The organism is Sphingobacterium sp. NPDC055346, from assembly GCF_053645235.1.
The window spans coordinates 244,659-268,694 of the sequence record NZ_JBSHMI010000007.1; the positions used below are offsets into that span (position 1 = coordinate 244,659).

Genomic DNA, 24,036 nt, shown 5'->3' on the forward strand with positions numbered 1-24,036 from the left:
TCATCGGGTTGTTCCCTTTTGACGATGCAAATATACGTCGAGTTTTCTATTCTGCAAATAAAAAAGTGCGTTAATTATTAAATATACTGATTTTCAAGCCGATATTTTTTCACTTTATCTTTCATTAGACTATCGGTAGCTAAGATTATGGGTTTTTACTGCTAGAAATTAGAAACTATTTGTCTAATTATAATTTGTATTCCTTATTTTCGAAGCATAATTTTTAGAAAACCCTTCTATATTTTAGTATGAACTATAAAAAAATCAATAACCTGTTAGGATGGGTAGTGGGTATTATTGCTACACTGACTTACATTTTGACGCTTGAAAAGACAACAAGCTGGTGGGATACAGGTGAATTTATTGCTTCGGCGTACAAATTACAAATTGTGCATCAGCCGGGGGCACCCTTATTTTTGATGATCCAAAACCTTTTCTCCAACCTTGCCATGGGTGATAACTCCCGAATTGCATATTGGATGAACGTGGGATCTGCAGTATGTAGTGGTTTGACCATTACCTTTTTGTTCTGGACCATTACTGCACTTGCCAAGAAAGCTTATGTTAGTCTGAGTGCTAAAGAGGAAATCTCGGAAGGTAATCTGATCAAGATCATGGGAGCAGGGGTTGTAGGAGCATTGGCTTATACTTTCTCGGATACATTCTGGTTTTCAGCAGTTGAGTCTGAGGTTTATGCCATGTCTTCATTGTGTACTGCAGTTGTGTTCTGGGCCATACTAAAATGGGAAGCTAAGGCTGATGAGCCAGGGGCAGACCGTTGGTTGATCCTAATTGCTTATGTGATGGGGCTATCCATTGGGGTTCACTTATTGAACTTATTGGTTATTCCAGCAATAGCCTTGGTAATCTATTTCAGAAGAACGTCCAAAGTTACTGGAGGCGGTATTGCCAAAGCCTTGATCATTGGGGTAATTGTATTAGCAGTGGTTTTATGGGGAGTAATTCAATTTCTGATCAAATTTGCAGCTTTTTCTGACCTGTTTTTTGTTAACAGTCTAGGGCTTGGATTTGGTACAGGGGCTACTTTCTTCACTTTATTGGTTGCTGGTCTGTTGCTTTTCGGTATCTGGTATTCCTGGAAAAACGTAAAACCTATCTTGAATATTTCCTTGTTGAGTTTGGCATTCGTAATCTTTGGATATAGTTCATTTACCATGATCATGGTAAGGGCAAAGGCGAACCCAACTTTGAACAACTCTGATCCTGACAACGTATTTACCTTCTTAAGTTACCTGAACCGTGAACAATACGGCGATGAGCCTCTGTTAAAAGGAAGGTACTTTGATGCTAAACCCACTGATGTATTTGAGACAGGAAACATCTACCGTAAGGACGGAAATAAATATGTCGTAGCGAAGAAAAAATTCGATTATACATGGAGCCACAGTACCTTGTTTCCGCGTATATATTCCGATAAACATGAATCCTATTATAGAGAGTTCTTGAATTTAGGTCCGGATGAAGTGCCTACCATGGTCGATAACTTAAAGTTTTTCTTTGGTTATCAGATTGGACAGATGTACAGCCGCTACTTTATGTGGAACTTCGTAGGTCGTCAAAATGACCAACAAGGGCAGGGTTCATTTACCGAAGGTAACTGGATTTCGGGTATCAAACCGATAGATAATGCAAGATTGGGAGGTCAATATGCCCTTCCTACTTCAGAATTGGAAAATGCAGGTAGAAATACCTATTTCTTCCTACCATTGATTTTGGGAATCTTAGGGGCAATGTGGCAGTTCAAGAAACAGCAACGTGATGCTTCTGTAGTGACCCTATTGTTCTTCTTTACAGGTCTTGCCATCGTATTGTACCTAAACCAAACTCCTTTGCAGCCACGTGAACGGGATTATGCCTATGCAGGTTCCTTCTATGCATTCTGTATCTGGGTTGGTATGGGTGTAATTTGGATTGCAGACTTATTGTCGAAGAAAGTGAATGCCAAAAATGCGGCCATTGGGGCAACTGCCGTTTCCCTACTTTGCGGACCGGTTCTATTGGCCAGCCAAAACTGGGATGACCATGACCGTTCGGAGAAATTCTTGGCCCGTGATATGGCAAAGAATTATCTGGAATCATGTGCGCCGAATGCCATCCTGTTCAGTTATGGTGACAACGATACCTATCCATTATGGTATGTTCAAGAGGTTGAAGGGTTCCGTACAGATGTGCGTGTCGTGAACTTAAGTTTATTAAGTGCAGATTGGTACATGAAACAGATGATGCACAAGGTAAATGATGCAGATGCATTGCCATTGAACATCGATCCTGAGAAAATCAAGGATGGTGTTCGTGATGTAATCTACTTCAGTGACATGAATATCCCTGGCTATGTAGATGTTGAGGATCTATTGCAAATCATGCTTTCCGATGAACAACAATATAAGGTACAGTTGCAAAGTGGAGATTGGGCAAATATCCTTCCAACGAAGAATATGCAATTGAAGATTGATAAGCAAGCGGTAATAGCTAACAAAGTAGTACCTAAAGAGTGGGAAGATGCTATCGTCGATACCATGCAGTGGAATTACAGTGGAGGTATCGTAAGTAGAGCAGACCTTTCGATCATGGCTCTATTGGCAAACAACGGATGGAAGCGTCCTATTTATTTTACTTCGACTACTCCAGAAGAGAATATGATCGGTCTAGAGAAGTTCTTGGTTTCTGAAGGTTTTGCCATGCGCCTGATGCCAGTTGCATTAGCTGCTGAAGGTGAAGTTTCAGGACCGATTACCGATGTGGAGGGAACTTACAATAATATCATCAACAAATTCACTTGGGGAAATATCGCTCATTCCAAATACCTAGATCCAGATTCATACCGCTATATCAGCATGTATGCTGGTAATATCTTTGGCGAAACGGCTCAGAACCTATTGTCAATGGGCAAGAATACCGAGGCTAAGAAATTGGTGAACAATGCCTATGAGAATTTGCCTAAGCGTCCTTACTTAATGTCGGAAGTGTTCTCTTATACCTCCTTGATCGATGCCATGTACAAATCAGGTGAAGCCGAGAAAGCAAATGAAATCGTGAAAAGAAACCTGAAATTCCTTCGCGAAAATATGGCTTACTACATGAACATCGCTGAAACTAAGCCTAACCTTGAATTTAGAAATATGCGTTTCGGCTTGGCAGCTATCCAGAATTACCAAAGGGTATTGACGGATGCCAAACAACAAGATCTCTTAAAAGAAGTTAATCAGATCTTTGAAACTTATAGACCGTTATACGAAGCAGCAAGTCAATAAGATTTTTGCTTTGAAAGGGAAAAGGGTTGCCGAACGGCAACCCTTTTTTTGTGGGGGGATGTATTCGGGTATTTGAACCAGGATGGAAAGGATCGGAGGATGGGCCAAGATTTGGATTTGAACCAGGATTGAAAGGATTGGAGGATGGGCCAAGATTTGGATTTGAACCAGGATGGAAAGGATTGGAGGATGGGCCAAGATCGGGGAATGAACCAAGATGGAAAGGATGAGAGGATTGGCCAAGATTTGGATTTGAACCAAGATGGAAAGGATTGGAGGATGGACCAAGAGTCAAAATGGCCTTATCTATCTCTAGAAAGCACCTCCGATAACAATTTTTAATTTATTGAATTACGGTAAACCGTAAGCTTAAATATGTCTGTATGGCTACTTTTGCGGCAAATCAAACATAATTATTAATCATATGAAATTAGTATTTAATGCGATCTGCATTGCTTTATTATTAAGTTTTTCTGCCTGTGAAAAAGAAGGTGCTCAAGGTCCTCAAGGTGAACAAGGTCTTCCTGGTGCTGCAGGATCCCAAGGGATTAAAGGTGAAAACGGGAGTACCATTTTAAGTGGAACGACCGATCCTAGCAGTGCAATTGGGAAAGACGGTGATTTTTACCTGAATTTAAATTCTAAAAAGCTTTTTGGTCCTAAAAAATCTGGGAATTGGGGAACAGCGATAGAATTAAATGGAAAGGATGGACTTAATGGTCAGAACGGTCAAAATGGACAAAATGGGGCAGATGGCTTAAATGGTACTAATGGGACAAATGGTAATACCATTCTAAGTGGAAAAGCTGTTCCAAGTTTTTATTCCGGTAATCTAGGGGATTTCTATATTGATCTTTCAAAAATGGATTTTTATGGACCAAAAACTAATAATGGTTGGGGGTCCCCAATTTCTTTAAAAGGATCTTCAACCCTACAGAAAAGGGTCTTAATTAAAGAGAATTTTGATTATTCAAGGAATTGTGATGCATGTTCTGTTTATTCTACGACTTGGATACCTGGTGTTTCTACCTATTCTTCTACTACTGCGGATGTCTATATTAATGTAGGAGAAATTCAACAATATTATAGCAACGGGATTGTAACTTATGAGGCAAGGATAAATGGAGGTGAATGGTTTGTTCTGGATCCAACTAATAAGAAGCAAATCATTAAACAATATAAAGTAGGGGTTCGCGAGTACATGTTGATGTTTGCTCCATCAATTATCAAGTATTATAATAGTTCTGGTCAATTATTTATTGGGTCTGACAGGATGGTCTCTATTCCAGGGACGTATTCGAAGAGTCAATTAATGAGCTATTTAGACGCAGAAATGAAGGTAGATATTAGGATTACTTTATTGCCTAAGGAGTCTATTGAATACTTGTCCAAAAATTACCCGAATCAAAAGATTAATGATTCATTTGTGTCAAGATATTTTGGTATGAGCGATAGATAAAATTATGAGAGTTTAAAATAACGATGGCCGTCTGAAAAGATGGCCATCCTTTTTTGTAGAGAGAATTAAAAATTTGGGCTAAATTTATTGGAAGGTGATGACAGCATGTTGGCAATGAAAATAAATTAGCGCTTTTATTTTTAAATATAGAACCCTATCGGGGTTCCATTATTTTAGCAAACATGGCACGTTAGCCTGGAGGTCGCGCAAAAACGATGTTCGATTAATCGAACATCGTTTTTGCATTAACCCTATATTGTTTAAAACCATTGCTAAAATAATACATCCCCGCTGGGGATGTATGGCGGATAAAAATATCCTTCTGATAAATAAATATGGGCCTGAAAGACTACAGACACAGTTCTAACTAACATGTTCATTGGTAGTTTGTTGATGATATCCTGGTTTAAATGTATAGGGCTAATCTCTTGATGAGTATAAAGCCTGCAATGGCGTACAGTTCGTTAACCTTCGGTTAACGATTACAGGACATTAGCGGCGGCCGTGTTCGATACGCCTTTTCAGAAATACGTCCAAATATGGTTTTGCGTGCCAATGTTATTTTAAGATCTTGGTCTATCCTCTCATCCTTTCCATCCTGGTTCAAATCCAAATCTTGGTCTATCCTCTAATCCCTTCCATCCTGGTTCAAAACATCCTTTGCATCCTGCATCAACTAAACCATCTTACGCTGCCTTATTTTTTCCAATCCAATGTGGCTTAGATTACGATTTTTGGAAAAAATGCCTTAAGTTTGCCTAAATAAATCCATAGATGAAACAATCGATATTATTAGATGGACCGAAGTTTCAGATTACGCTCAAGCGATTGTCTCAACAATTAATTGAAAACCATGGAGATTTCTCCAACGCTGTAATCATTGGAATTCAACCTCGAGGTACCTATTTAGCTGAAAGATTAGTACAGGAAATCAAAGGAATGACCGGAGTTCAAGTGCCATTGGGTATTTTGGATATTACTTTCTATCGTGATGATTTCAGGATGAAAGGAGCCAGTCCATTAGCTGCGAACAGTACGGTAATTGATTTTATTATAGAGGGCAAGGATGTCATCTTGGTTGATGATGTACTGTGGACCGGAAGGACTATCCGTTCTGCGATGGATGCGATCCAAGCATTTGGTAGGGCGAACAGAATTGAATTAATGGTCTTGGTAGACCGTCGTTTTTCGAGACAGATTCCTATCCAACCGGACTATATAGGTATACAGGTCGACTCCATTGATTCGCAAAAAGTAATTGTAAGCTGGAAAGAGGTGGATGATAACGATAGTATTGTGTTGATCACCGAAAAGAAATAGAAAGATTTTATTGTTTAACAAATGTCAACATCTGAACAACTTAGTACCCGCCATTTATTAGGTATCAAGGATTTAAATAGCAACGATATCCAATTGATCTTGGATACGGCTGCAAATTTCAAAGAAGTACTGAACCGACCAATCAAAAAGGTGCCTTCTTTGCGAGATATTACCATTGCCAATGTGTTCTTCGAGAACTCCACCCGTACCCGTCTTTCTTTTGAATTAGCTGAAAAGCGCCTGTCTGCCGATATCGTCAATTTTGCAGCATCCTCTTCTTCGGTAAGTAAGGGTGAAACGCTGATCGATACGGTGAACAATATCTTGGCCATGAAAGTGGACATGATCGTGATGCGCCATCCTTATGCAGGTGCCGGTGTTTTCTTGAGCAAACATGTGGATGCCCAGATCGTGAACGCTGGAGACGGTGCCCATGAACATCCTACCCAAGCTTTATTGGATTCATTTTCTATCCGTGAGCGATTAGGTGGGGTTGAAGGAAAAAAAATCGCCATTATTGGAGATATCCTTCACTCTAGGGTAGCATTGTCCAATATTCTTTGTTTACAGAAACAAGGAGCTGAGGTGATGGTCTGTGGACCAACTACCTTGATTCCAAAATATATTACCTCCCTTGGTGTGAAGGTTGAGCATGACCTCATGAAAGCTTTGAACTGGTGTGATGTAGCTAATATGTTGCGGATCCAGTTGGAGCGTCAGGATATTGCTTACTTCCCTTCATTGCGTGAATATTCCATGTTGTACGGTTTGAACAAACAGATCTTGGATTCATTGGATAAGGAGATCGTCATCATGCACCCTGGACCAATCAACCGTGGGGTGGAAATTACCTCGGATGTAGCGGATAGCAGTCATTCCATCATCCTAGACCAAGTAGAAAACGGAGTAGCCGTGAGAATGGCCGTTCTGTATTTGTTGGCAGGGAAGAGGGGGTAATTTCTAATTAGACATAAGACAATAGACATAAGACAATAGAAAAGGTATTGGGATTTTATTTGTCCTAATTTGAATTTTTCTTATAACTCATTAGATAAAAAAGAGCCTAGAATTCTATAATTCTAGGCTCTTCTTATGATGGTCGGATGTGCAAAACTTTCCGGTCGAAATATTACATGTTGGAACAACTTTTGAACTTTGTCTATGGGGAACTTTGGTGTAATTTTTTTGATAGATTGGAACAAGATTTTTGCTATAAATGAGATTAATTTTTGATGGAGGAATTGGAAATATATCCCGCTTTAGTTTAGGGATTAGTTCTACTGTCTTATGTCTTTTGTCTGATGTCTTTCTCCTTTTGTTAAATAAAGTTAAATAGCTCAGGTTATCCACAGTTGTTAACAACTTTTGAGGAAAACATTGAAGTTATCCATTAATTTCGTAGGTTGAAGGCTTGTACCATCTTGTCAAGGTGTTACAGCACGATTTTCAATAAAAATACTGACGCATTCATTTTAAGGAGTATTCAATCATATGTATAAAAAAATTTACCAGTTAGGTGTGGCGATGAGCTTATTGAGTACACCGGTATTGGCGCAACATTCTGCATGGCAAGAGGTGAATAAAGCCTACAAGGATGGGCTGGAGTTGTATGAAAGAGGGAAGTTCAGTTCTGCTGCAAAACAATTTGATAAGTTTGAGGAGATCAGGACGAAATCATCACTTCAGTTGGACGAAACGAAGGAATTAAGCTTACTCAAAGAGAATGTTCGATTTTATCAAGCTGTTTGTGCTTTAGAGTTGGGAGAAACAGATGCTGAGAGCCGCTTCTTGAAATACATAAAAGATTATCCAGCAAGTGCAAATTCCAAAGCAGCCTATTTCCAGATCGGAAAGTCCTATTATGCTCAAAAAGACTATCCAAAAGCCATTGAATGGTTTGAAAAGATTGACAGTAAGAATTTAGCAGGAGCGGAGAATACCGAATACCGTTTCAAATTGGCCTATGCAAAATTTATGACGGGAGACTATGAGGCTGCTAGACCTGTTTTCAACGAACTGAAAGATCTAAGGGGACAGTACCAAGAGGCTTCTATCTATTATTCGGCTTACCTAAGCTATTTAAACCAAGAATATAAAACTGCACTGAATGAGTTTGAGCGTCTGGAAGGATCAAAAACTTATGAGAACAGTTATCCATATTATATCACAGCCTTGTACTTCTTGGATAAGCGTTATGATGATGTATTGAGTTATGCATTGCCTAAGCTAGAAACCACTAAGCAGGAAAGTGAGACAGAGATGTTGCGTATCATCGCAGCAACCTATTTCATCAAAGGTGACTTGGAGAAATCGAAAGACTTTTACGATAGGTTCCAAGCACAAGACCAAGGTAAGACCCAAAACAATCAAGATAGCTACCAAATCGGTTATATCAACTATAAATTAGGCGAGTACGAAAAAGCTATCTCTGAATTAGAGAAATTGGAAGAACCGGATGCCTATTTCCAAAGTGCCATGATCACTTTAGGGGATGCATTCTTGAAGACAGGCAATAAGCAAAGCGCACGGAACGCATTCTTCAGAGCTTCAAAATTAGACTTTGATCCACAATTAAAAGAAGAAGGTTTGTTCAACTATGCAAAACTGTCCTATGATCTAGAGTTTCACCAAGTAGCCTTGGATGCGATCAATGAGTACATGCAGACTTACCCAAGGTCAAAGCGCCAAGAAGAGGCGAAGACCTTATTGGCAGAGGTTTTATTAAGCACCAAAAACTACCGTGCTGCGGTGGATGTTTTGGAAGACTTGCCTAATAGAGGTAAAGATGCCAATGCTGCATACCAAAAAGTAACTTACTACCGCGGATTGGAATACTACAATGAGCGTGCATTTGAAAATGCCATTTCTATGTTCATGCGTTCTGAAGCTAACCGCAATGATGAAGAGATCTATGCATTGGCGACCTATTGGAAAGCAGAAGCGATGTATGAGGTCCGTAAGTATAAAGAATCTGTAGCTGCATTCAATAAATTCTTGCAATTGCCGGCAGCTAGAAAAACAGAGGTTTACAATTATGCAAATTATGCTTTAGCATATGCTGCCTTTAGAGCAGACAATTATAGTACGGCTGCAAATTACTTTGAGCGTTTCCTAGCCGGTGGCGGAAAAGATGGCATCGACCTGAATACCAGAAACGATGCGATGGCACGTGCAGCTGACTCGTACTTAGCTATCAAAAACTACAGCAAGGCAGCAAACTATTATGATCGTTTGATTGCTTCTGGAGCGCAGAGTCAGGACTATGCTTTGTTCCAAAAAGGTATCCTGTTAGGTCTTCAGGGTGATAATAATGGCAAGATTTCAACTTTGAATTCGGTAATGGCGAAATATCCAAAATCGAACTATGCGGATGATGTGGCATTTGAAATCCCTTATACTTATTTCTTAATGGGTGATCATGACCGTGCGATCGATGGTCTGCAAAAAATGGTTGAGCAATACCCAAGAAGTTCATACGTTCCTAGAGCATTGACAACGATCGGTCTGGTACAATATAACAAGGATGATAACGATGCGGCATTAGCTACTTTCCAACGTGTGGTAAACCAATATCCTACTACGGATGAGGCTAAACAAGCATTGGCATCTATCGAAAACATCTATTTGGATAAAGGGGATGCTTCGGGATATATCCGTTATGCTACAAGCACTAATATCGGTGACCTAAGCACAGCTGAACAAGATTCTCATACTTTCTCCATAGCGCGCACCTTGTTTGACCGTGGTAACTGGCAAGCAGCTGTAGAAGCAGTGAATGCATACTTTGATAAATTTCCTAAACCTATTCAAGAGAAACATGCTCGTTTTATCCGTGCAGAAAGTAACGCGAACCTAGGCAAGGATACCGAGGCAATGCATGATTTCAATATCATCATGAATGATTGGACTTCGGCCTATACAGAGCGTACCTTGATCTCGGTTTCTAAACTACACTTGAGAAATAAAGCTTACAATGAAGCTGTACAGGTGTTGAAGAAATTGGAGTTGACTTCAGAATACAAGGAGAACTACGGATGGGCAGTAAACAACCTATTGGTAAGTTACTACAACATGGGTGATTATGCAGAGACATTGACCTATGCGAATATCATCAAGAAGTACGAGAAATCTTCAGAAGAGGATATCGCAAAAGCACATCTCTATGCTGCAAAAGCATACCTATCTACTTCAAAAGGGTCTGAGGGTATGAAAGAATTGAACCTGGCGGCTTTGAAATCTAAAACAGAGACTGGCGCTGAAGCGAGATTCTTGGTTGCGGAACAACAATTGAAAAATAAAAATTACGATGGTGCAATCAAATCTGCACTGGATATATCTGATTCCTTCTCTTCATATGACTATTGGGTAGCGAAAGGATTTATTGTAATGGCTCAGGCTTATGAGGGCAAGGGCGATAAATTCCAAGCTAAATCAACATTGGAAAGTGTAATCGACAATTATGAGAACACAGAAGATGGTATTTTGGATGAAGCGAAACAATTATTGGAAAAAATTAAATAAGAATAGGAAAAGATGAAGTTGAATACTGTTTTTAAACAATCTGCTATATTAACCTTAATGTTGGGGATGGGTGTAGGGGCATATGCTCAAAAAAGAGATACCACCGACCGTCCCGTAACATTGGATTCATTTGATATCGTTCGTGATTATAGACCTATTCTTGCTGATGCAGTAAAAATCCGTCGTAGTCCTGACATGTCAAACAAAAGAGAATATATGCCTAAGTTAAACTATGGCAATGTTCCTGACAAAAAATTAGACATCAATACGGGCCTTAGTGAATTACAGATCATGGAAACTCCATTTTCTAGAATCATGGACCATAAGAGTAATTATGTGAAGTTTGGTGCGGGTAACTTCAATACCATCTTGGGTGAAGCTTACTTTGCAGTGGAAGATTACGAAGACATCCGTTTTGGTGGGTTCGCAAAACACTTAAGCCAAAAAGGAAATTTGGAAGACCAGAAATTCTCGAGACAGGAGATCGGTATTTTTGGTCGCCGTATCTTACCTAAGTTTACTTTGGATGGATTAATTGGCTACAATGGTTATGGGACCCGCTTTTATGGTATTCCAACTAACCAAGATGGATCTACCATCAATCCGACCCGCGAGGCGCAGCGATTCAATGATATTTACTTCAGTGGAGAGTTGACCAGCAATTATGATCCTGCGAATGAGGATGCATTAAGCTACTCGGTAAAGGCGGATGCCTATACCTATAAGGATAAATTTGAGGCTGGTGAAAATTCCGTTGCGTTATCAGGTTACTTGAACAAACGCTACCGTGCATTTAACGCAGGTGCGAATGTGGCCTTGGACTATAACGGTCTTAAGGGAGTAAACACCTCAACCGGAAAATTAAATAACTCGATTGCTTCGATCAATCCGTATATCCGTTTCAAGGGAGATAACTACAACATTACCTTGGGAGCAAATATCGTTTCTGAATTTGGCGATAACTCTAGGTTCAACGTATTCCCAGAAGCAGAAGTTGATTTTGCTTTAGCGCCTGAGTACTTCTACATCTTTGGAGGGGTTACAGGAAATGTAGAAAAAGGTTCGTTCCGTGATTTTACACGCATCAACCCATATCTAGGTCCAAATGCCAACATCCAAAATACAGTGGAGCGTATGAATATCTATGGTGGTATCAAGGGTAATGCCGGTGCGACATTTGGATATAAGGTAAAAGGTTTCTACAGAAAAGTAGAAAGCATGGCCATGTTCGTGAACAATATGGAGACTCCGTTCAACTTTGATCTGGTTTATGATGGAAATGGAGACGATGCGGTTAAGCATGTGGGAATCGAAGGAGAGATCAATGTGAGGTTATCTTCATTGGTGAACTTGGGTGGTCGTCTGAATATTGATCAATATACCATGGTTGAGCAGGAAGAGGCTTGGCATATGCCGAAAATGCGTTTAGCGGCAAATGCAAGATTCAATATTTCTGAGAAATTGTTCATTGATGCAGAGGCATTGTTCCACGGAAACGCCTATGCTCAAGAGTTCACTTACTTAAATGGTGTGCCTGATGGCAACCCATATAAAAAGGAAACCATTCCATCGTTCTTTGATCTGAGCGCTGGAGCAGAATATAAAGCAACGAAATACCTAGGTGTTTTTGTAAAGGCAAATAATATGTTGAATACAGAATACCAACGTTATTTATACTACCCTAAATTAGGTTTCAACATTTTAGGTGGTCTAAATTTTTCGTTTTAATCTAACAAACTTTAAATTTGCAGCAGCAAAGGAATAAATGGATTTAGGAAGATACATTCATCAGCTATTAAAGCATAGAAACGAGGTGTATGTGAAGGGTTTGGGAGTTTTCAAACGCATTCACACGCCTTCTGTATATGATGATCGCCGCGGAGTGTATTTGCCTCCAGTGACATATTTGGAATTTGACGGGAAATCTACTGATGGTGTTGATTTTATTGATTACATCCAACAGTCGAAACAAACCTCTAGACAATCGGCAGAGGCTGACGTGCATGATGCCGTATTGAATCTGTTGGAAACCATTAAAGAGAATGGATCGGTGACCTTGAACCATTTGGGGCAATTGATCAAGCATGGCTCATCTCTGGTGTTTAAAGCTGAGGATCTGAGCGGATTCCAATTGCAGCCGATAGAAGGAGCAGCGAGTCCGGTCCCTGAACAGGTGGAAGTCGTTGAACCTACGACCCCAGAGCCTGAAGCGGAATTGTCAAAAGAGGAAGAGAAAGAAGAGATCGTTGAAGAGCCAGTAGTCGCTGTGGCAGAACAGGAAGTCGTACCAGAGGTTTATGAGGAGCCTCAGAGCACTGGTAAATCAAAATGGTATATTTGGGCTGCGGTCTTGGCTATTGTTGTCATTGCTGGTTTGTTTTATGTCAACCATACAAACAGCTCAGGCAAAACAGAGGAGAAGGAAGATAGCGTTTTGAATGCCGGTATCGTAGAACCTGACACCTCCGTTGCAAAACCTGTGGATACAAGCGGTACGGCGGCGGCTACTACGGTAGACAGTACAGCAAATACAAGTACAGGTAAGAAGGTGTACAATCCTTTGATCCCTGCAAATCACACTTATCAGATCGTTATAGGAACGCATGCTACTTTGGCTCAGGCCTATGAACAGGCGGAGTCATTTAACAAGGCGGGAATAGAATCTGTACGGGTAATTCCGAGCAACCTTGCACATAACAAGAAGAAAGTGATCTGGGATTCTTATGAAACAAAAGAACAGGCGGATTCTGCCCTGAAATATGTGAGGAAACATTATGTTGCGGATGCTTGGCATCAAAAAATAAACAAGTAAATCAATCAAACAGCACAAAATACGTTAATAAACTATGTCATTAGTACAAAACCCTGCAATCGTTGATACCTTGAATCAAGTACAACAACAACCGGTAGCATTAGCTACAACAGACAACCTTAACCTGCTTGAACTTCTGATGAAGGGTGGGTGGATTATGATTCCAATCTTATTGTTATTTTTCTTGGGATTGGTCATCTTTTTTGAACGATACATTACCATTCGCAAAGCCAGTAAATCCGAAGGCGGATTATTAGCTTCTGTAAAGAGCAGTGTATTGTCCGGAAAAATCGATTCTGCTATGGCTGCTTGTCGTTCCAACAACTCGGCATTATCAAGAATGTTGCAGAAAGGTTTGACACGTGTAGGTCGTCCGATCAAGGATATTGAAGGCGCGATTGAAAACCAAGGTAAATTGGAAGTTTCTCGTTTGGAGAAAAACATCAATATCTTGGGTATCATTGCCGGTATTGCTCCCATGTTAGGTTTCGTAGGAACGATCTTTGGGGTAATCCAGATCTTCCGTGATGTAGAGATGGCCGGTGGTATCGATATTGGTTCGGTATCTGGAGGTCTTTATGTGAAGATGATCGCATCGGCTTCGGGTCTGACCATTGGTATCTTGGCTTATATCGGTTACCATATCCTGAACATGATGGTAGAGCGCTTGATCTTGCGCATTGAGACTGATGCAATTGAATTTATCGATTTATTGGATGAGCCTAGCATGTAAGCTAGACCTGGTCCATCATTGAAAGGCTAAAAATGAATTTACGTAATAGAAGAAATAAACCCGCTGCAGAAGTACATACAGCTGCCCTGAATGACATCATGTTCTTCCTGATGTTGTTCTTCCTGTTGGCTTCGGCAGTATCTAACCCACAGGTGGTAAAGTTGCTTTTACCAAAGTCCAGTGCTGGGGAGCAGTCGGTGGCTAAGAAGACCATGACGATCTCGATCACGAGTGATCTGGTTTACCATGTGGACAAACAAGCTATTCCATTGGAGAACCTGGAATCTTATATCCAATCCAATATTGCTACTGGTGAGGAATTGACCGTTATGCTTTATGCAGACAGTACAGTGCCTATCCAGAATGTAATTTCGGTAATGGATATTGCCAACAGATTGAAGGTCAAAATGGTATTGGCAACAGAGCCTAAGAAAGATTAATAATTTATTATTAAACGTTTTGGGCTGTAGAAGGTCGAATTAGAAGAGATCAAGGAAAATGTACTACAATCAATATCGAGAAGATAATAATCTTCCAAAGGCTTTAGGTATTTCATCACTGGTAATGGCTGGATTGGCCGTTATTGGTTTCTTTATTGTATTTGGTCAAAATCTTCCTGAATACGGTATGGGGGGTATCATAGTAAACTATGGTACATCTCCAGAAGGAATGGGAGATGATTACATGAGTGTCGATGAACCATCAATGGATGAGAATGCCAACAATGTGAAACCGGACAAGATAGACCCGAATTCAACACCTATCCCTACGCCTTCTCAGCAGATTGCTGATAAAGCAGTAGCAACCCAGGATGTTGAAGAAGCACCAGCAGTTCCTAAAGCGGAGAAACCCGTAAAGGCAAATGCAGAACAGGCTACGGCGGAGAAAAAGAATGCGACACCAGCAGTGAATCCTAATGCTTTGTACAAAGGCAAGAAAAATAATGCGCAAGGTACAGGTGATGGTACTGGTTCTACACCAGGGAACCAAGGTTCTAAACTTGGGGATCCATTAGCTAGTAACTATGGAGAAGGTGGTTCGGGATTTGGTGATGCGATGTTATCACTGGAAAACAGACGTTTTACGGTGCCACCGAAGATAGATGACAATGGCCAGCAAACCGGTATTGTCAAGATTGAATTTACCGTGGACAAGAGTGGTAATATCGTGCGTGCCAGACAGGCTAAAGGTACGACCATTGCGGACTACAGATTAATTGAAAAGTGTATCCGTGCAGTTGAACAAGCACGATTGAATGCACTGCCTAATGCGCCTCAGACCCAAACGGGGCTAATTACCTTCAGATTTAGAGTAAGATAATTCTAATTATATGAAAACATTTGCAGAGGTAATCGAGTATTTGTTTGCTCGATTACCTATGTTTACTCGTGATGGAGCCAGTGCCATCAATGCCGATGTAGACAAAACTCTTTTGCTATGCCAGGCTCTTGGCAATCCCCATCAAAAGTTTAAATCAATCCATATTGCCGGAACCAATGGTAAAGGTTCTACTTCGCATATGCTTGCTTCTGTATTGGCAGCGTCTAATTTGAAAACAGGTCTGTATACTTCCCCCCATCTCGTGGATTTTAGGGAAAGGATCAGGATTGATGGTCAGATGATCCCTGAGCAGCTTGTTGTTGAATTTGTCAATGAACATCGAGTGCTGATTGAAGACCTTAAGCCTTCTTTCTTTGAGGTGACTGTTGCCATGGCATTTGATTATTTTGCTAAAGAGCAAGTTGATATTGCAGTGATCGAAGTAGGGCTAGGAGGAAGATTGGACAGCACCAATATCATTATGCCTGAGCTGTGTGTGATCACGAATATCGGAATGGACCATATGAATATCCTTGGTGATACATTGGAGCAGATAGCAGGGGAGAAAGCGGGAATAATCAAGCCACATGTGCCAGTGGTTGTTTCTGAAAAGCAGGGTGAGATAGAACATATCTTCATTAATAAAGCTAAAGAAGGGGATAGCCCGATCTTTTTTGCTGAAGACTATTATGAGGTTCATCAGGTTGAGAAGAAGCAGACAGGCTTGGATATCACGGTTGAAAACAAGAAGACAGAAGAATGTATCACTTGGCAATTGGATCTTTCAGGTTCATATCAAAAGAAGAATATCCTTGGAGTGCTGAAGGCTATTGATCAATTGAGGGCTTTGGGCTTTGAGTTAGGTGAAGAAGATATCAGGAAAGGTCTTAGTCAGGTCCAAGAATCTACAGGTTTGAAGGGAAGGTGGCAGACCTTGTCAACTGATCCTTGGATAATATGTGATACTGGGCATAATGAAGATGGGATAAAGGCTGTGGTTCGTAATCTGAGCACCTTAAATTTCAATAACCTTCACTTTGTCATTGGAGCAATGAAGGATAAAGATCTTTCACACATTCTACCTTTATTACCAAAACAAGCGACCTATTATTTTGCTGCACCCCAGATGCCTCGTGCAATGAAAGCAGCGGAACTGGCTGAACTTGCACATTCATTCGGCCTGAAGGGTGAAGAATATGCTTCGATTGATGCAGCTTATGAAGCCACCCTAAGGAATTACCAAGAGGGTGATCTCATATTTATCGGTGGAAGTACTTTTGTTGTTGCGGAAGTATTGACTAATCATTTTTAGTCAATTCGCCGCGAAGACTCTGCTGTACCCAATGTGCGACGTCCTCTTGACTGTCCAATTCACCTTGAAGGTACATAAGCTTGGTTACAGCAGTTTCAAAGGTCATGTCATACCCATTGAGCACTCCAATGCATTTCAAGCCCTGAGAAGTCTCGTAACGACCTAATTCTACAGAACCCACCTTACATTGCGAAATATCTAGTATATTCTTTCCCGATTTGATGGCTTCTTGGAGCAGTTCCAGGAACCAGGTATCCGTCATGGTATTTCCGCTACCAAAGGTTTCCATCACAATGCTTCTTACATCTGAATTCAATACCGCCTTAATGGTTTCGGGACTGATGCCAGGAAACAGTTTAAGAACCCCAACACGGTTGTCGATATGATAATGGCAGATAAAATCCTGCCCAGCATTATTGGCCAATACCTCATCATTGTATCGGATATGGATTCCAGCCTCGGCCAGTACGGGAAAGTTCGGGGAACGGAAAGCTTCGAATTTATCGGAATTGTATTTAAAGGATCGATTACCCCTGAAAAGTTTATTGTCAAAAAGGATACATACTTCCTGGATGATGGATTTGCCATCTCTCTTGGCAGAAGCAATCTCCAATGCTGTCATCAGGTTCTCGCGGGCATCCGTACGGATTTCCCCAATGGGTAATTGGGAACCGGAAAAAATAACAGGTTTCTGTAGGCCTTCCAATAGGAAGCTCAGCATGGATGCAGAGTAGGCCATGGTATCGGAGCCATGTAGGATTACAAAACCATCATAAAGCTCGTAATTGTCCTTGATGATCTTGGCCATCTCCAACCAGATGCTTGGACGCATATTGGAAGAGTCGATGATAGGCTCAAAAGAGTGCACAGTCAGTTTATAGTTCAGGCGACTTAGATCAGGTAGGTTCTTTTCAATCAGTTCAAAATCGAAAGGAATAAAAGTTCCGGTTTCTGGATCTTTTACCATACCAATGGTGCCACCGGTATAAATGATAAAAATATTGTACATCAATTAAATCTTAAATACTTGTTTAGAATTGTTGGTAGTTATTTCCGCGATCTTCTCAATTCCCATCTCATGTAAGTCTGCAACCTTTTGGGCTACATATAGCAGATAACTGCTTTCGTTTTCTTTTCCTCTGAAAGGTACGGGAGCCAGATACGGTGCATCTGTTTCCAGTACAATATGTTGTAATTGGATTTCTTTCACAACGGCATCCAAGCCTGCTTTCTTAAAGGTAACCACGCCACCAATTCCTAGTTTGAATCCTAGGGCAATAGCGCGATGAGCCTGTTCTAAGCTGCCGGTAAAGCAATGGAAAATGCCAAATAATTTCTCATCGGCCATTTCATCCAGTACCTCAAAGACTTCATCAAAAGCCTCCCTGCAATGGATAGATATAGGCAGTCCAAGGTCTTTAGCCCATTGGATCTGTTTTCTGAAAGCCTCTTTCTGGATTTCCAGAGTGGATTGATCCCAATATAGGTCGATCCCTATTTCACCAATGGCATAAATCTTAGACTCTTGAATCTTTGCGTAGATCTGATCCAATTGTTTTTGATAATCATCTTTTACATCGCAAGGATGTAAACCAAGCATAGGGAAACAGTTTTCAGGATAGGCTTCAACGGTTTGGAAAACCTTGTTGATGGACTCCACATCGACATTCGGAAGAAACAGTCTGCTGATACCATTCTTAAAACATCGGTCAAGCTGTTCTTTCAGTTTAGGGGTTCCAGCTTGATAATAGATATGAGTATGCGTGTCGGTTAAAGTCTGATTTTTCAGATCAATTTGCTCTTCCATGCTGCCAAAGTTAATATATTGTTAGTTAATCTGGTTCTATGGAATAAAAAAACGCAGTTCTCATAATGAAAACTGCGTTTTTTTATAAATTTTGTAAAAGAACTCCTTATTAGTTAACTGGAGTTTCTACTGGAGCACCTGTTGGAGCTATAACTTGCGGAGTATCACCTTTTGGACCAGGGATAATATCCAATACTTCTACGTCAAATACCAATGGAGCATACGGTGGGATCAAGTTACTTTGCTGACGCTCACCATATCCTAATGAAGATGGGATAATCAACGTAGCTTTGCCACCTTTTTTCAATAATTGAAGACCTTCAGTCCATCCTGGAATAACAGGAGTATGACCAACACGTACGCGCAATGGCTCGTATTGTTTCATTGGGTGGAAGATACCTTTTTCTTTAGCTACCTCAGGGTTGCTAGTATCGAAGATTTTGTCGTTTGTCAAACCACCTGTATAGTTGATAACTACTGTATCACCAACAACTGGGTTTGCGCCAGTACCTTCAGTTTTGATTACGTATTGAAGACCAGTTGCAGTTTTCTTAGGTTGCAATTTGTTTTTCTCAACGTATTTAGCAATTTTACCTTCTTCAGATTTTTTCAGACCTTCCATTTCAGCCAAGTAGTATTTGTTTACTTGTTCGAATAAAGCTGAATCTGTTAAGCTTCCTTTTTTGAAAAGTTTCTTAACCTTGATAGTAAATTGAATGTATTTATCTGCGAAGTCAGGTTTTGGTTGGCCTGTTTTAGCAGCCATAGTATCTAAGTCCAATTTGAATGTTGCACTATCACCTTCACCTAACATTTTCAAGATCGTGTTGTTGTCACCAGCGTATCCGCCTTGAACCAATGAATCAGGGATTACAGGGGCGATCTGTGGCAATCCTACATCATAAGTACTTGCCAATAAAGAGTCACGGTCTGTTTTAACAACAATATCCATGGCTAGAACATCTCCACCTACAGCTTTTTCACCACCTTTGTCTTCGAAGAATTTATATTCTAGACCACCTTCACCTTTTTTGAAACTTTGGCATGATGAAGCTAGAAAAAGACCAGCTAATGCTGTTAATACTAAAATCGATTTTTTCATTTTTTTATTTATAACGCTTATTATATTCTATTTTAAATAACTTGAGTACTCCGGAAGGATAGATTTGAATTTTGCTACCACATCTTCCAACTTCTCTGTTGAATTGCCACCCGCGGCATTCAAATGCCCTCCACCATTGAAATATTTCCTGCAGATCTCATTGCAAGGGATATCGCCAATCGAACGCAAAGATAATTTAATTAATTCAGTTCTATCAATAAATAAACCGGCTAATCTAATCCCTTTTATCGATAATGCATAGTTCACCAAACCTTCGGTATCTCCGGTGCTGACATTGAATTTCAAAAGATCATCTTTGGTCAATGAAAACAATGCCGTATTGTATTCGGGAATCACCTCCAAACAGTTCAAAAGGCTATAGCCTAAGAACTTTAAACGGTTTTCTGTGGAACTATTGTATATATTCTCATGAATTTCCCAATTCTTTGCCCCTGCATCGATCAGGTTGGCAATGATATGGTGAACCGCAGAGGTGGTAGACCTGAAACGGAATGAACCGGTATCCGTCATGATCCCTGCATATAAACATGATGCAATTTCAGCAGTGATGGATTCTTTGTCGTGGTAGACATCTGCAATAAAGGTGTAAACCAACTGTGCCGTTGCTGCTGCGCTGGAGTCCCAATACTCAACGGTTGCGAAATCTTCTGGATCTAAATGATGGTCAATCATCCATTTCTGGCCTTTTGCCTCACGGATTATGGGTTCCAGAATATTGGTCCTCGAAAGGGCACTATAATCTAAACAGAAGATTATTTCTGCTTCATCAAATAGTTTTTGGGATTCCTCAGGTTGATCAGGAAAGTATATTAGGTCTGCAAAGCCAGGCATCCAGCTTAAAAAGTCTGGAAAATCAGATGACAGCACAACATTCACCTCATGGCCTTTTCCTTTAAGCCAGTGATATAGTCCTAATGATGAGCCTAAAGCATCTCCATCGGGTTTATGATGAGTGGTAATTATTATCTTTTTAGGTCTGGAAAGCTCTTCTAAATATTCTTCTCCTTGTAGCATACGTTTTTTGTGAATGCAAACCTAATGAAAAAAAGTTTGCAATTAAAAATTTTTACGGCTTAATATCTTACTTTATTTAAATTATCGCCAATCTAAATCAATTGAAAATTAGTCTGTTAATGTCGGAACGCGTAGATTTTGTAATCTCGCTTTGTCGTTAATAAATAATTGCCAGAATTGTAATTGATTTTGCCGTAATAGAACAGTGGTAAACCTTCCACAGGGAAGCCGTCTGCCAATGATCCATTTTCAGCAAATAGATAGACTAAATTCTCTTGGTCTGCAATTCCAAGTTGAAACATACTGCTGGAAACCGGGAAGAAATTAGGTTCTGCATCTATATTTTGGGTGAACGTATAGTCATAAAGTTGTCTTGGGCTGTCTCCAAGTTCTAAAACCTGAAGGTAGGAGCCATCTACTACGATCAATTCTGGAGCAGTGGTACCATTGATATTTTCAAAGTAAGCATCATAGCCTTTTTTCCATTCCCCATTCAGAACGACCTTGCTTGTTCCATCTGCCTTTATTTGATGTAATTTACCCTCATTATCTGTGCAATAAAACTCATAATTATTTTCCTTGTTCACTATTCCCATCGAACCCACAAACGTAACATCCCCTGGAATGTCAATTTCCTTTGTTTTATTGCCAGTTTGGTCAAAGAAATAAATTCTTCCGAAACTGCTGGCAACCACGGCCTGCTGGTCAATAAAGTGAATTGGTCCAAGAAGTTCACCTTCTATTCTTGCATTGTCCCATCCGCTGACCGGTCCGCCTTCCATGTCATATGCCATTATTCTGTCCTTTGCAGGGATCAAAATGATCTGTTGACCACTGAACTCCGCGATGGTTGGACTTCCTGTAGGTTCAGAAGAAACACTGGTGGAGAAGCCTTGTAATGTTTTTCCACTGGTATCGAATCGATATAATCTCCTTCTGTCGGTAACCAATAACAGACTCCTATCGGCCAATTGTTTTGCCTTGCCAACAATTCTACCCGAAAACACGGAGGACCATAGTTTATTCCCAGAAGGATGGATGGCATGCACTGTATGGTCTTGTTCCTGTACGAGGATGAATTGGGAAGTATCGGAATGTTCAAAAACATAAGGGCCATTGATCAACCTACTGCCCATATCATAAGTCCATTCGGGAGTCACTCCCAATCGGTTTTTACTTTTATAGATGGCGTAGAACCTGCTGATGAAATTCCCTGTATTTCCTGATAATTGTAAAGACCAAGAATAAAAATCCTGGAATCCATATTCATCATCGTCCCTGAACTTACGGCTATATTCAGATTTCAAGGTGTTATTGATGAAGTTGCCGGCGTTTTTAGTATTGATAAAGAAGGTGACATTGGCCTCGTTGCCCTGTATCTGTTCATAATTCTTAAAACCTAGACTCGCAACCAACAAATCCTTGTTTTTCCATTTGCGCACATATTCCTGCACTGTAGATAATTGATTTGCCATGACTAACATATCATTGATACGTACGAAATATGGTCTTGAAAAAGCTTTAAGTCCTTCCCCAAAGTAACGATAAGGAATATTGGCGAATCTAAATCTATAAGTACTATCACTTACGTTTTCCGCAATATTATCGATGATCTCATTCAGTTTGCTGCTGTCCTGAATGGTGACGAAACCTAAATAATCAGAATTGCTCTGCTCAGCAACAGCAAAGTTGCCAGCCAAGGTTGACTGGAAGTCTGCCAATAGACCTTCCCGATTGTTGTTGATTTCCTTGGCTTGTCCCTGTAATTGCTGGAAGTTATCCTGTTTGGATTGCCAGATCGCTAGGTCTTCAAACCAAGATTTGGAATCACTGAAAGAGTACTCCACATACATCATGGTATTTGAAGGGAAATAATTGTATAAGCGTTGGTTGGTTTTGCTTTGGTTTGCAAAAAGTCCAATATACTCGCTATCCTTATCAACCAGCTGACTTTCACCCGTCAGCATCAGGGCATCTTGTTTGAAATTGATGTTCCAAACGGTTTCTCCCTTTAGATTTACAAATTGCCTTAAGAAATCACCGGGGCGATTTTCCTTGAATACAGAAATGAAGGATGCGATGTTTTGTTGGGGAACATAAATGGTAAATGGAGCATTCCGATTGTTATGTTCATTAAAGAAGGTAACCTGCTCTTTTTTAAGTTTTTCAACTTTCTTGTCATTTACTTTGACCAAAAGTCCCTTGTTGAAACTGGAGAAGAAGGTATTTTCCTGGTAGGTCACATAAAAAACGGAGTCCAGTTTTTTGTCATCCTTGAAAGTCGTGTCCTTTTCGATGTTCTTGAATTCATAGATGCGTATTCCAGCTGTATCGGCAATATTTACTTTATATTTTTTGCTCAGGGTAAGGAAGGTCTGATCCAATACAGATTGGTCGACTTGATCCATGCTATGGATACTAAACAAGGTGCTTATTCCTTTTTTCTCTGGATGGAAAGACATCAAGATTTCAGCTCCTCCAACCAATGGAGACAGTTCTTTGTTACGAAGTAAGTTTTGTTTCAGTTGTTTGAGTTCATGCATGGCGTGTTTGCCCAACATGGCTTCAAAAATCTCAAAATCCTTGAAGATATTGTCTGTTGTTGCATCATTTAGGAATGATGCGATTAAATAGGTGTCCTCCGGCAAATGCTGTACTGGTCCTACGTATTCTTGTTGTTCCTTGTTTAAATCCCCAAAGTAAAATACCGACGCAACCACCACCGCAATAAATAGAAGGATTGAAACAATTATTGTATTTCTCATGGACGAATAGTCTTCCTTTTGTTTGTTTTAGTGTTCAATATAGACAAAATTGCAAAAATAGGAGTGCTTTTTAAGAAGTTATTTTATACATTTATAAACGAAAAATCATAAGCGATTATTTTAGCTTTATTTATGAACAAACAAATTATCCTAACTGCTTCTTTTTTCGGTTTGTTAGCTGTAATACTTGGTGCATTCGGTGCACATGGTCTTGAAGGTAAGATTTCTGAGAAACAACTAGAAACTTGGGGTACTGCAAATCAGTACCATTTCTATCATACCTTGGCACTTTTATTCCTATCCACATTTTCTAGAGCAAAAAGCCAGTCCATTAAAGTTTCGTATATCATGTTCACTATCGGTATATTCCTTTTTTCAGGGTCCTTATACCTCTTGAGCACAAGAAACCTACTTGGCATTGAAAATATCTCTATTATTGGTCCGGTGACTCCTTTAGGAGGACTATGCTTTATGGTCGGCTGGGTTGCCTTGTTCATTGCAGCAATGAGAAATAGAGCTTAATCTGTATTGACTATTCTCAAAATAGAATTGTAAAAGGCACCATTGGTGCCTTTTTG

The 24,036-nt window shown here is 40.1% G+C and carries 18 protein-coding genes; 13 read left to right on the forward strand and 5 right to left on the reverse strand.

Annotation, left to right across the window (positions count from 1 at the left end; genetic code table 11):
- The first annotated feature begins 248 nt into the window (after positions 1-248).
- The 12 genes from ACWICE_RS15515 to ACWICE_RS15570 all read left to right on the forward strand — a co-directional run bounded on the left by ACWICE_RS15515 (position 249) and on the right by ACWICE_RS15570 (position 16,749).
- Complete coding sequence (locus ACWICE_RS15515) at positions 249-3,272, forward strand: glycosyltransferase family 117 protein (RefSeq protein ID WP_254529483.1); 3,024 nt, start codon at positions 249-251, stop codon at positions 3,270-3,272.
- Between the two features lie 144 nt (positions 3,273-3,416).
- Positions 3,417-3,614: a hypothetical protein gene (locus ACWICE_RS15520; protein ID WP_454298728.1), complete on the forward strand. Its 198-nt coding sequence runs from the start codon at positions 3,417-3,419 to the stop codon at positions 3,612-3,614.
- A gap of 82 nt (positions 3,615-3,696) precedes the next feature.
- Complete coding sequence (locus tag ACWICE_RS15525) at positions 3,697-4,731, forward strand: collagen-like triple helix repeat-containing protein (RefSeq protein WP_454298729.1); 1,035 nt, start codon at positions 3,697-3,699, stop codon at positions 4,729-4,731.
- 774 nt (positions 4,732-5,505) lie between these two features.
- Positions 5,506-6,051 carry a bifunctional pyr operon transcriptional regulator/uracil phosphoribosyltransferase PyrR gene (pyrR, locus tag ACWICE_RS15530; RefSeq protein WP_185213447.1) on the forward strand — a complete coding sequence of 182 codons (546 nt, stop codon included), beginning with the start codon at positions 5,506-5,508 and terminating at the stop codon, positions 6,049-6,051.
- Between the two features lie 21 nt (positions 6,052-6,072).
- On the forward strand, positions 6,073-7,008 hold the full coding sequence (locus ACWICE_RS15535) for an aspartate carbamoyltransferase catalytic subunit (RefSeq protein WP_185213448.1): 936 nt from the start codon (positions 6,073-6,075) through the stop codon (positions 7,006-7,008).
- A gap of 534 nt (positions 7,009-7,542) precedes the next feature.
- Positions 7,543-10,572 carry a tetratricopeptide repeat protein gene (locus ACWICE_RS15540; RefSeq protein WP_254529481.1) on the forward strand — a complete coding sequence of 1,010 codons (3,030 nt, stop codon included), beginning with the start codon at positions 7,543-7,545 and terminating at the stop codon, positions 10,570-10,572.
- Positions 10,573-10,584: 12 nt separating this feature from the next.
- Positions 10,585-12,300: a TonB-dependent receptor gene (locus ACWICE_RS15545; RefSeq protein ID WP_185213450.1), complete on the forward strand. Its 1,716-nt coding sequence runs from the start codon at positions 10,585-10,587 to the stop codon at positions 12,298-12,300.
- Between the two features lie 37 nt (positions 12,301-12,337).
- Positions 12,338-13,384 carry a hypothetical protein gene (locus ACWICE_RS15550; protein ID WP_454298730.1) on the forward strand — a complete coding sequence of 349 codons (1,047 nt, stop codon included), beginning with the start codon at positions 12,338-12,340 and terminating at the stop codon, positions 13,382-13,384.
- Between the two features lie 34 nt (positions 13,385-13,418).
- Entirely contained in the window at positions 13,419-14,117 is a 699-nt protein-coding gene (locus ACWICE_RS15555) for a MotA/TolQ/ExbB proton channel family protein (protein ID WP_454298731.1), read from the forward strand.
- A 32-nt stretch (positions 14,118-14,149) separates the two neighbouring features.
- Positions 14,150-14,557, forward strand: coding sequence for an ExbD/TolR family protein (locus ACWICE_RS15560; protein ID WP_185213453.1), 408 nt, complete (start codon positions 14,150-14,152; stop codon positions 14,555-14,557).
- A 58-nt stretch (positions 14,558-14,615) separates the two neighbouring features.
- Positions 14,616-15,437: an energy transducer TonB gene (locus ACWICE_RS15565; protein WP_185217745.1), complete on the forward strand. Its 822-nt coding sequence runs from the start codon at positions 14,616-14,618 to the stop codon at positions 15,435-15,437.
- A 10-nt stretch (positions 15,438-15,447) separates the two neighbouring features.
- Positions 15,448-16,749 (forward strand): bifunctional folylpolyglutamate synthase/dihydrofolate synthase, encoded by a 1,302-nt coding sequence (locus ACWICE_RS15570; protein WP_454298732.1) that lies wholly within the window; start codon positions 15,448-15,450, stop codon positions 16,747-16,749.
- Here ACWICE_RS15570 and ACWICE_RS15575 read toward each other — a convergent pair.
- From ACWICE_RS15575 to ACWICE_RS15595, 5 genes are all read right to left on the reverse strand, one after another.
- Positions 16,736-17,758, reverse strand: a complete 1,023-nt coding sequence (locus tag ACWICE_RS15575; protein WP_185217747.1) for an asparaginase — start codon at positions 17,756-17,758, stop codon at positions 16,736-16,738. The genes ACWICE_RS15570 and ACWICE_RS15575 overlap by 14 nt on opposite strands.
- Before the next feature lie 3 nt (positions 17,759-17,761).
- Positions 17,762-18,556 carry a TatD family hydrolase gene (locus ACWICE_RS15580; RefSeq protein WP_454298733.1) on the reverse strand — a complete coding sequence of 265 codons (795 nt, stop codon included), beginning with the start codon at positions 18,554-18,556 and terminating at the stop codon, positions 17,762-17,764.
- A 109-nt stretch (positions 18,557-18,665) separates the two neighbouring features.
- Positions 18,666-19,658, reverse strand: coding sequence for an FKBP-type peptidyl-prolyl cis-trans isomerase (locus ACWICE_RS15585; protein WP_185213458.1), 993 nt, complete (start codon positions 19,656-19,658; stop codon positions 18,666-18,668).
- 27 nt (positions 19,659-19,685) lie between these two features.
- Positions 19,686-20,693: a DHH family phosphoesterase gene (locus ACWICE_RS15590; protein ID WP_185213459.1), complete on the reverse strand. Its 1,008-nt coding sequence runs from the start codon at positions 20,691-20,693 to the stop codon at positions 19,686-19,688.
- A gap of 116 nt (positions 20,694-20,809) precedes the next feature.
- The gene (locus ACWICE_RS15595; RefSeq protein ID WP_454298734.1) at positions 20,810-23,458 is read right to left on the reverse strand and encodes a hypothetical protein; all 2,649 of its coding nucleotides are present in this window, start codon (positions 23,456-23,458) and stop codon (positions 20,810-20,812) included.
- A gap of 132 nt (positions 23,459-23,590) precedes the next feature.
- Between ACWICE_RS15595 and ACWICE_RS15600 the strand changes: the two genes are divergently transcribed.
- Entirely contained in the window at positions 23,591-23,980 is a 390-nt protein-coding gene (locus ACWICE_RS15600; protein WP_454298735.1) for a DUF423 domain-containing protein, read from the forward strand.
- The last annotated feature ends 56 nt before the right edge of the window (positions 23,981-24,036 follow it).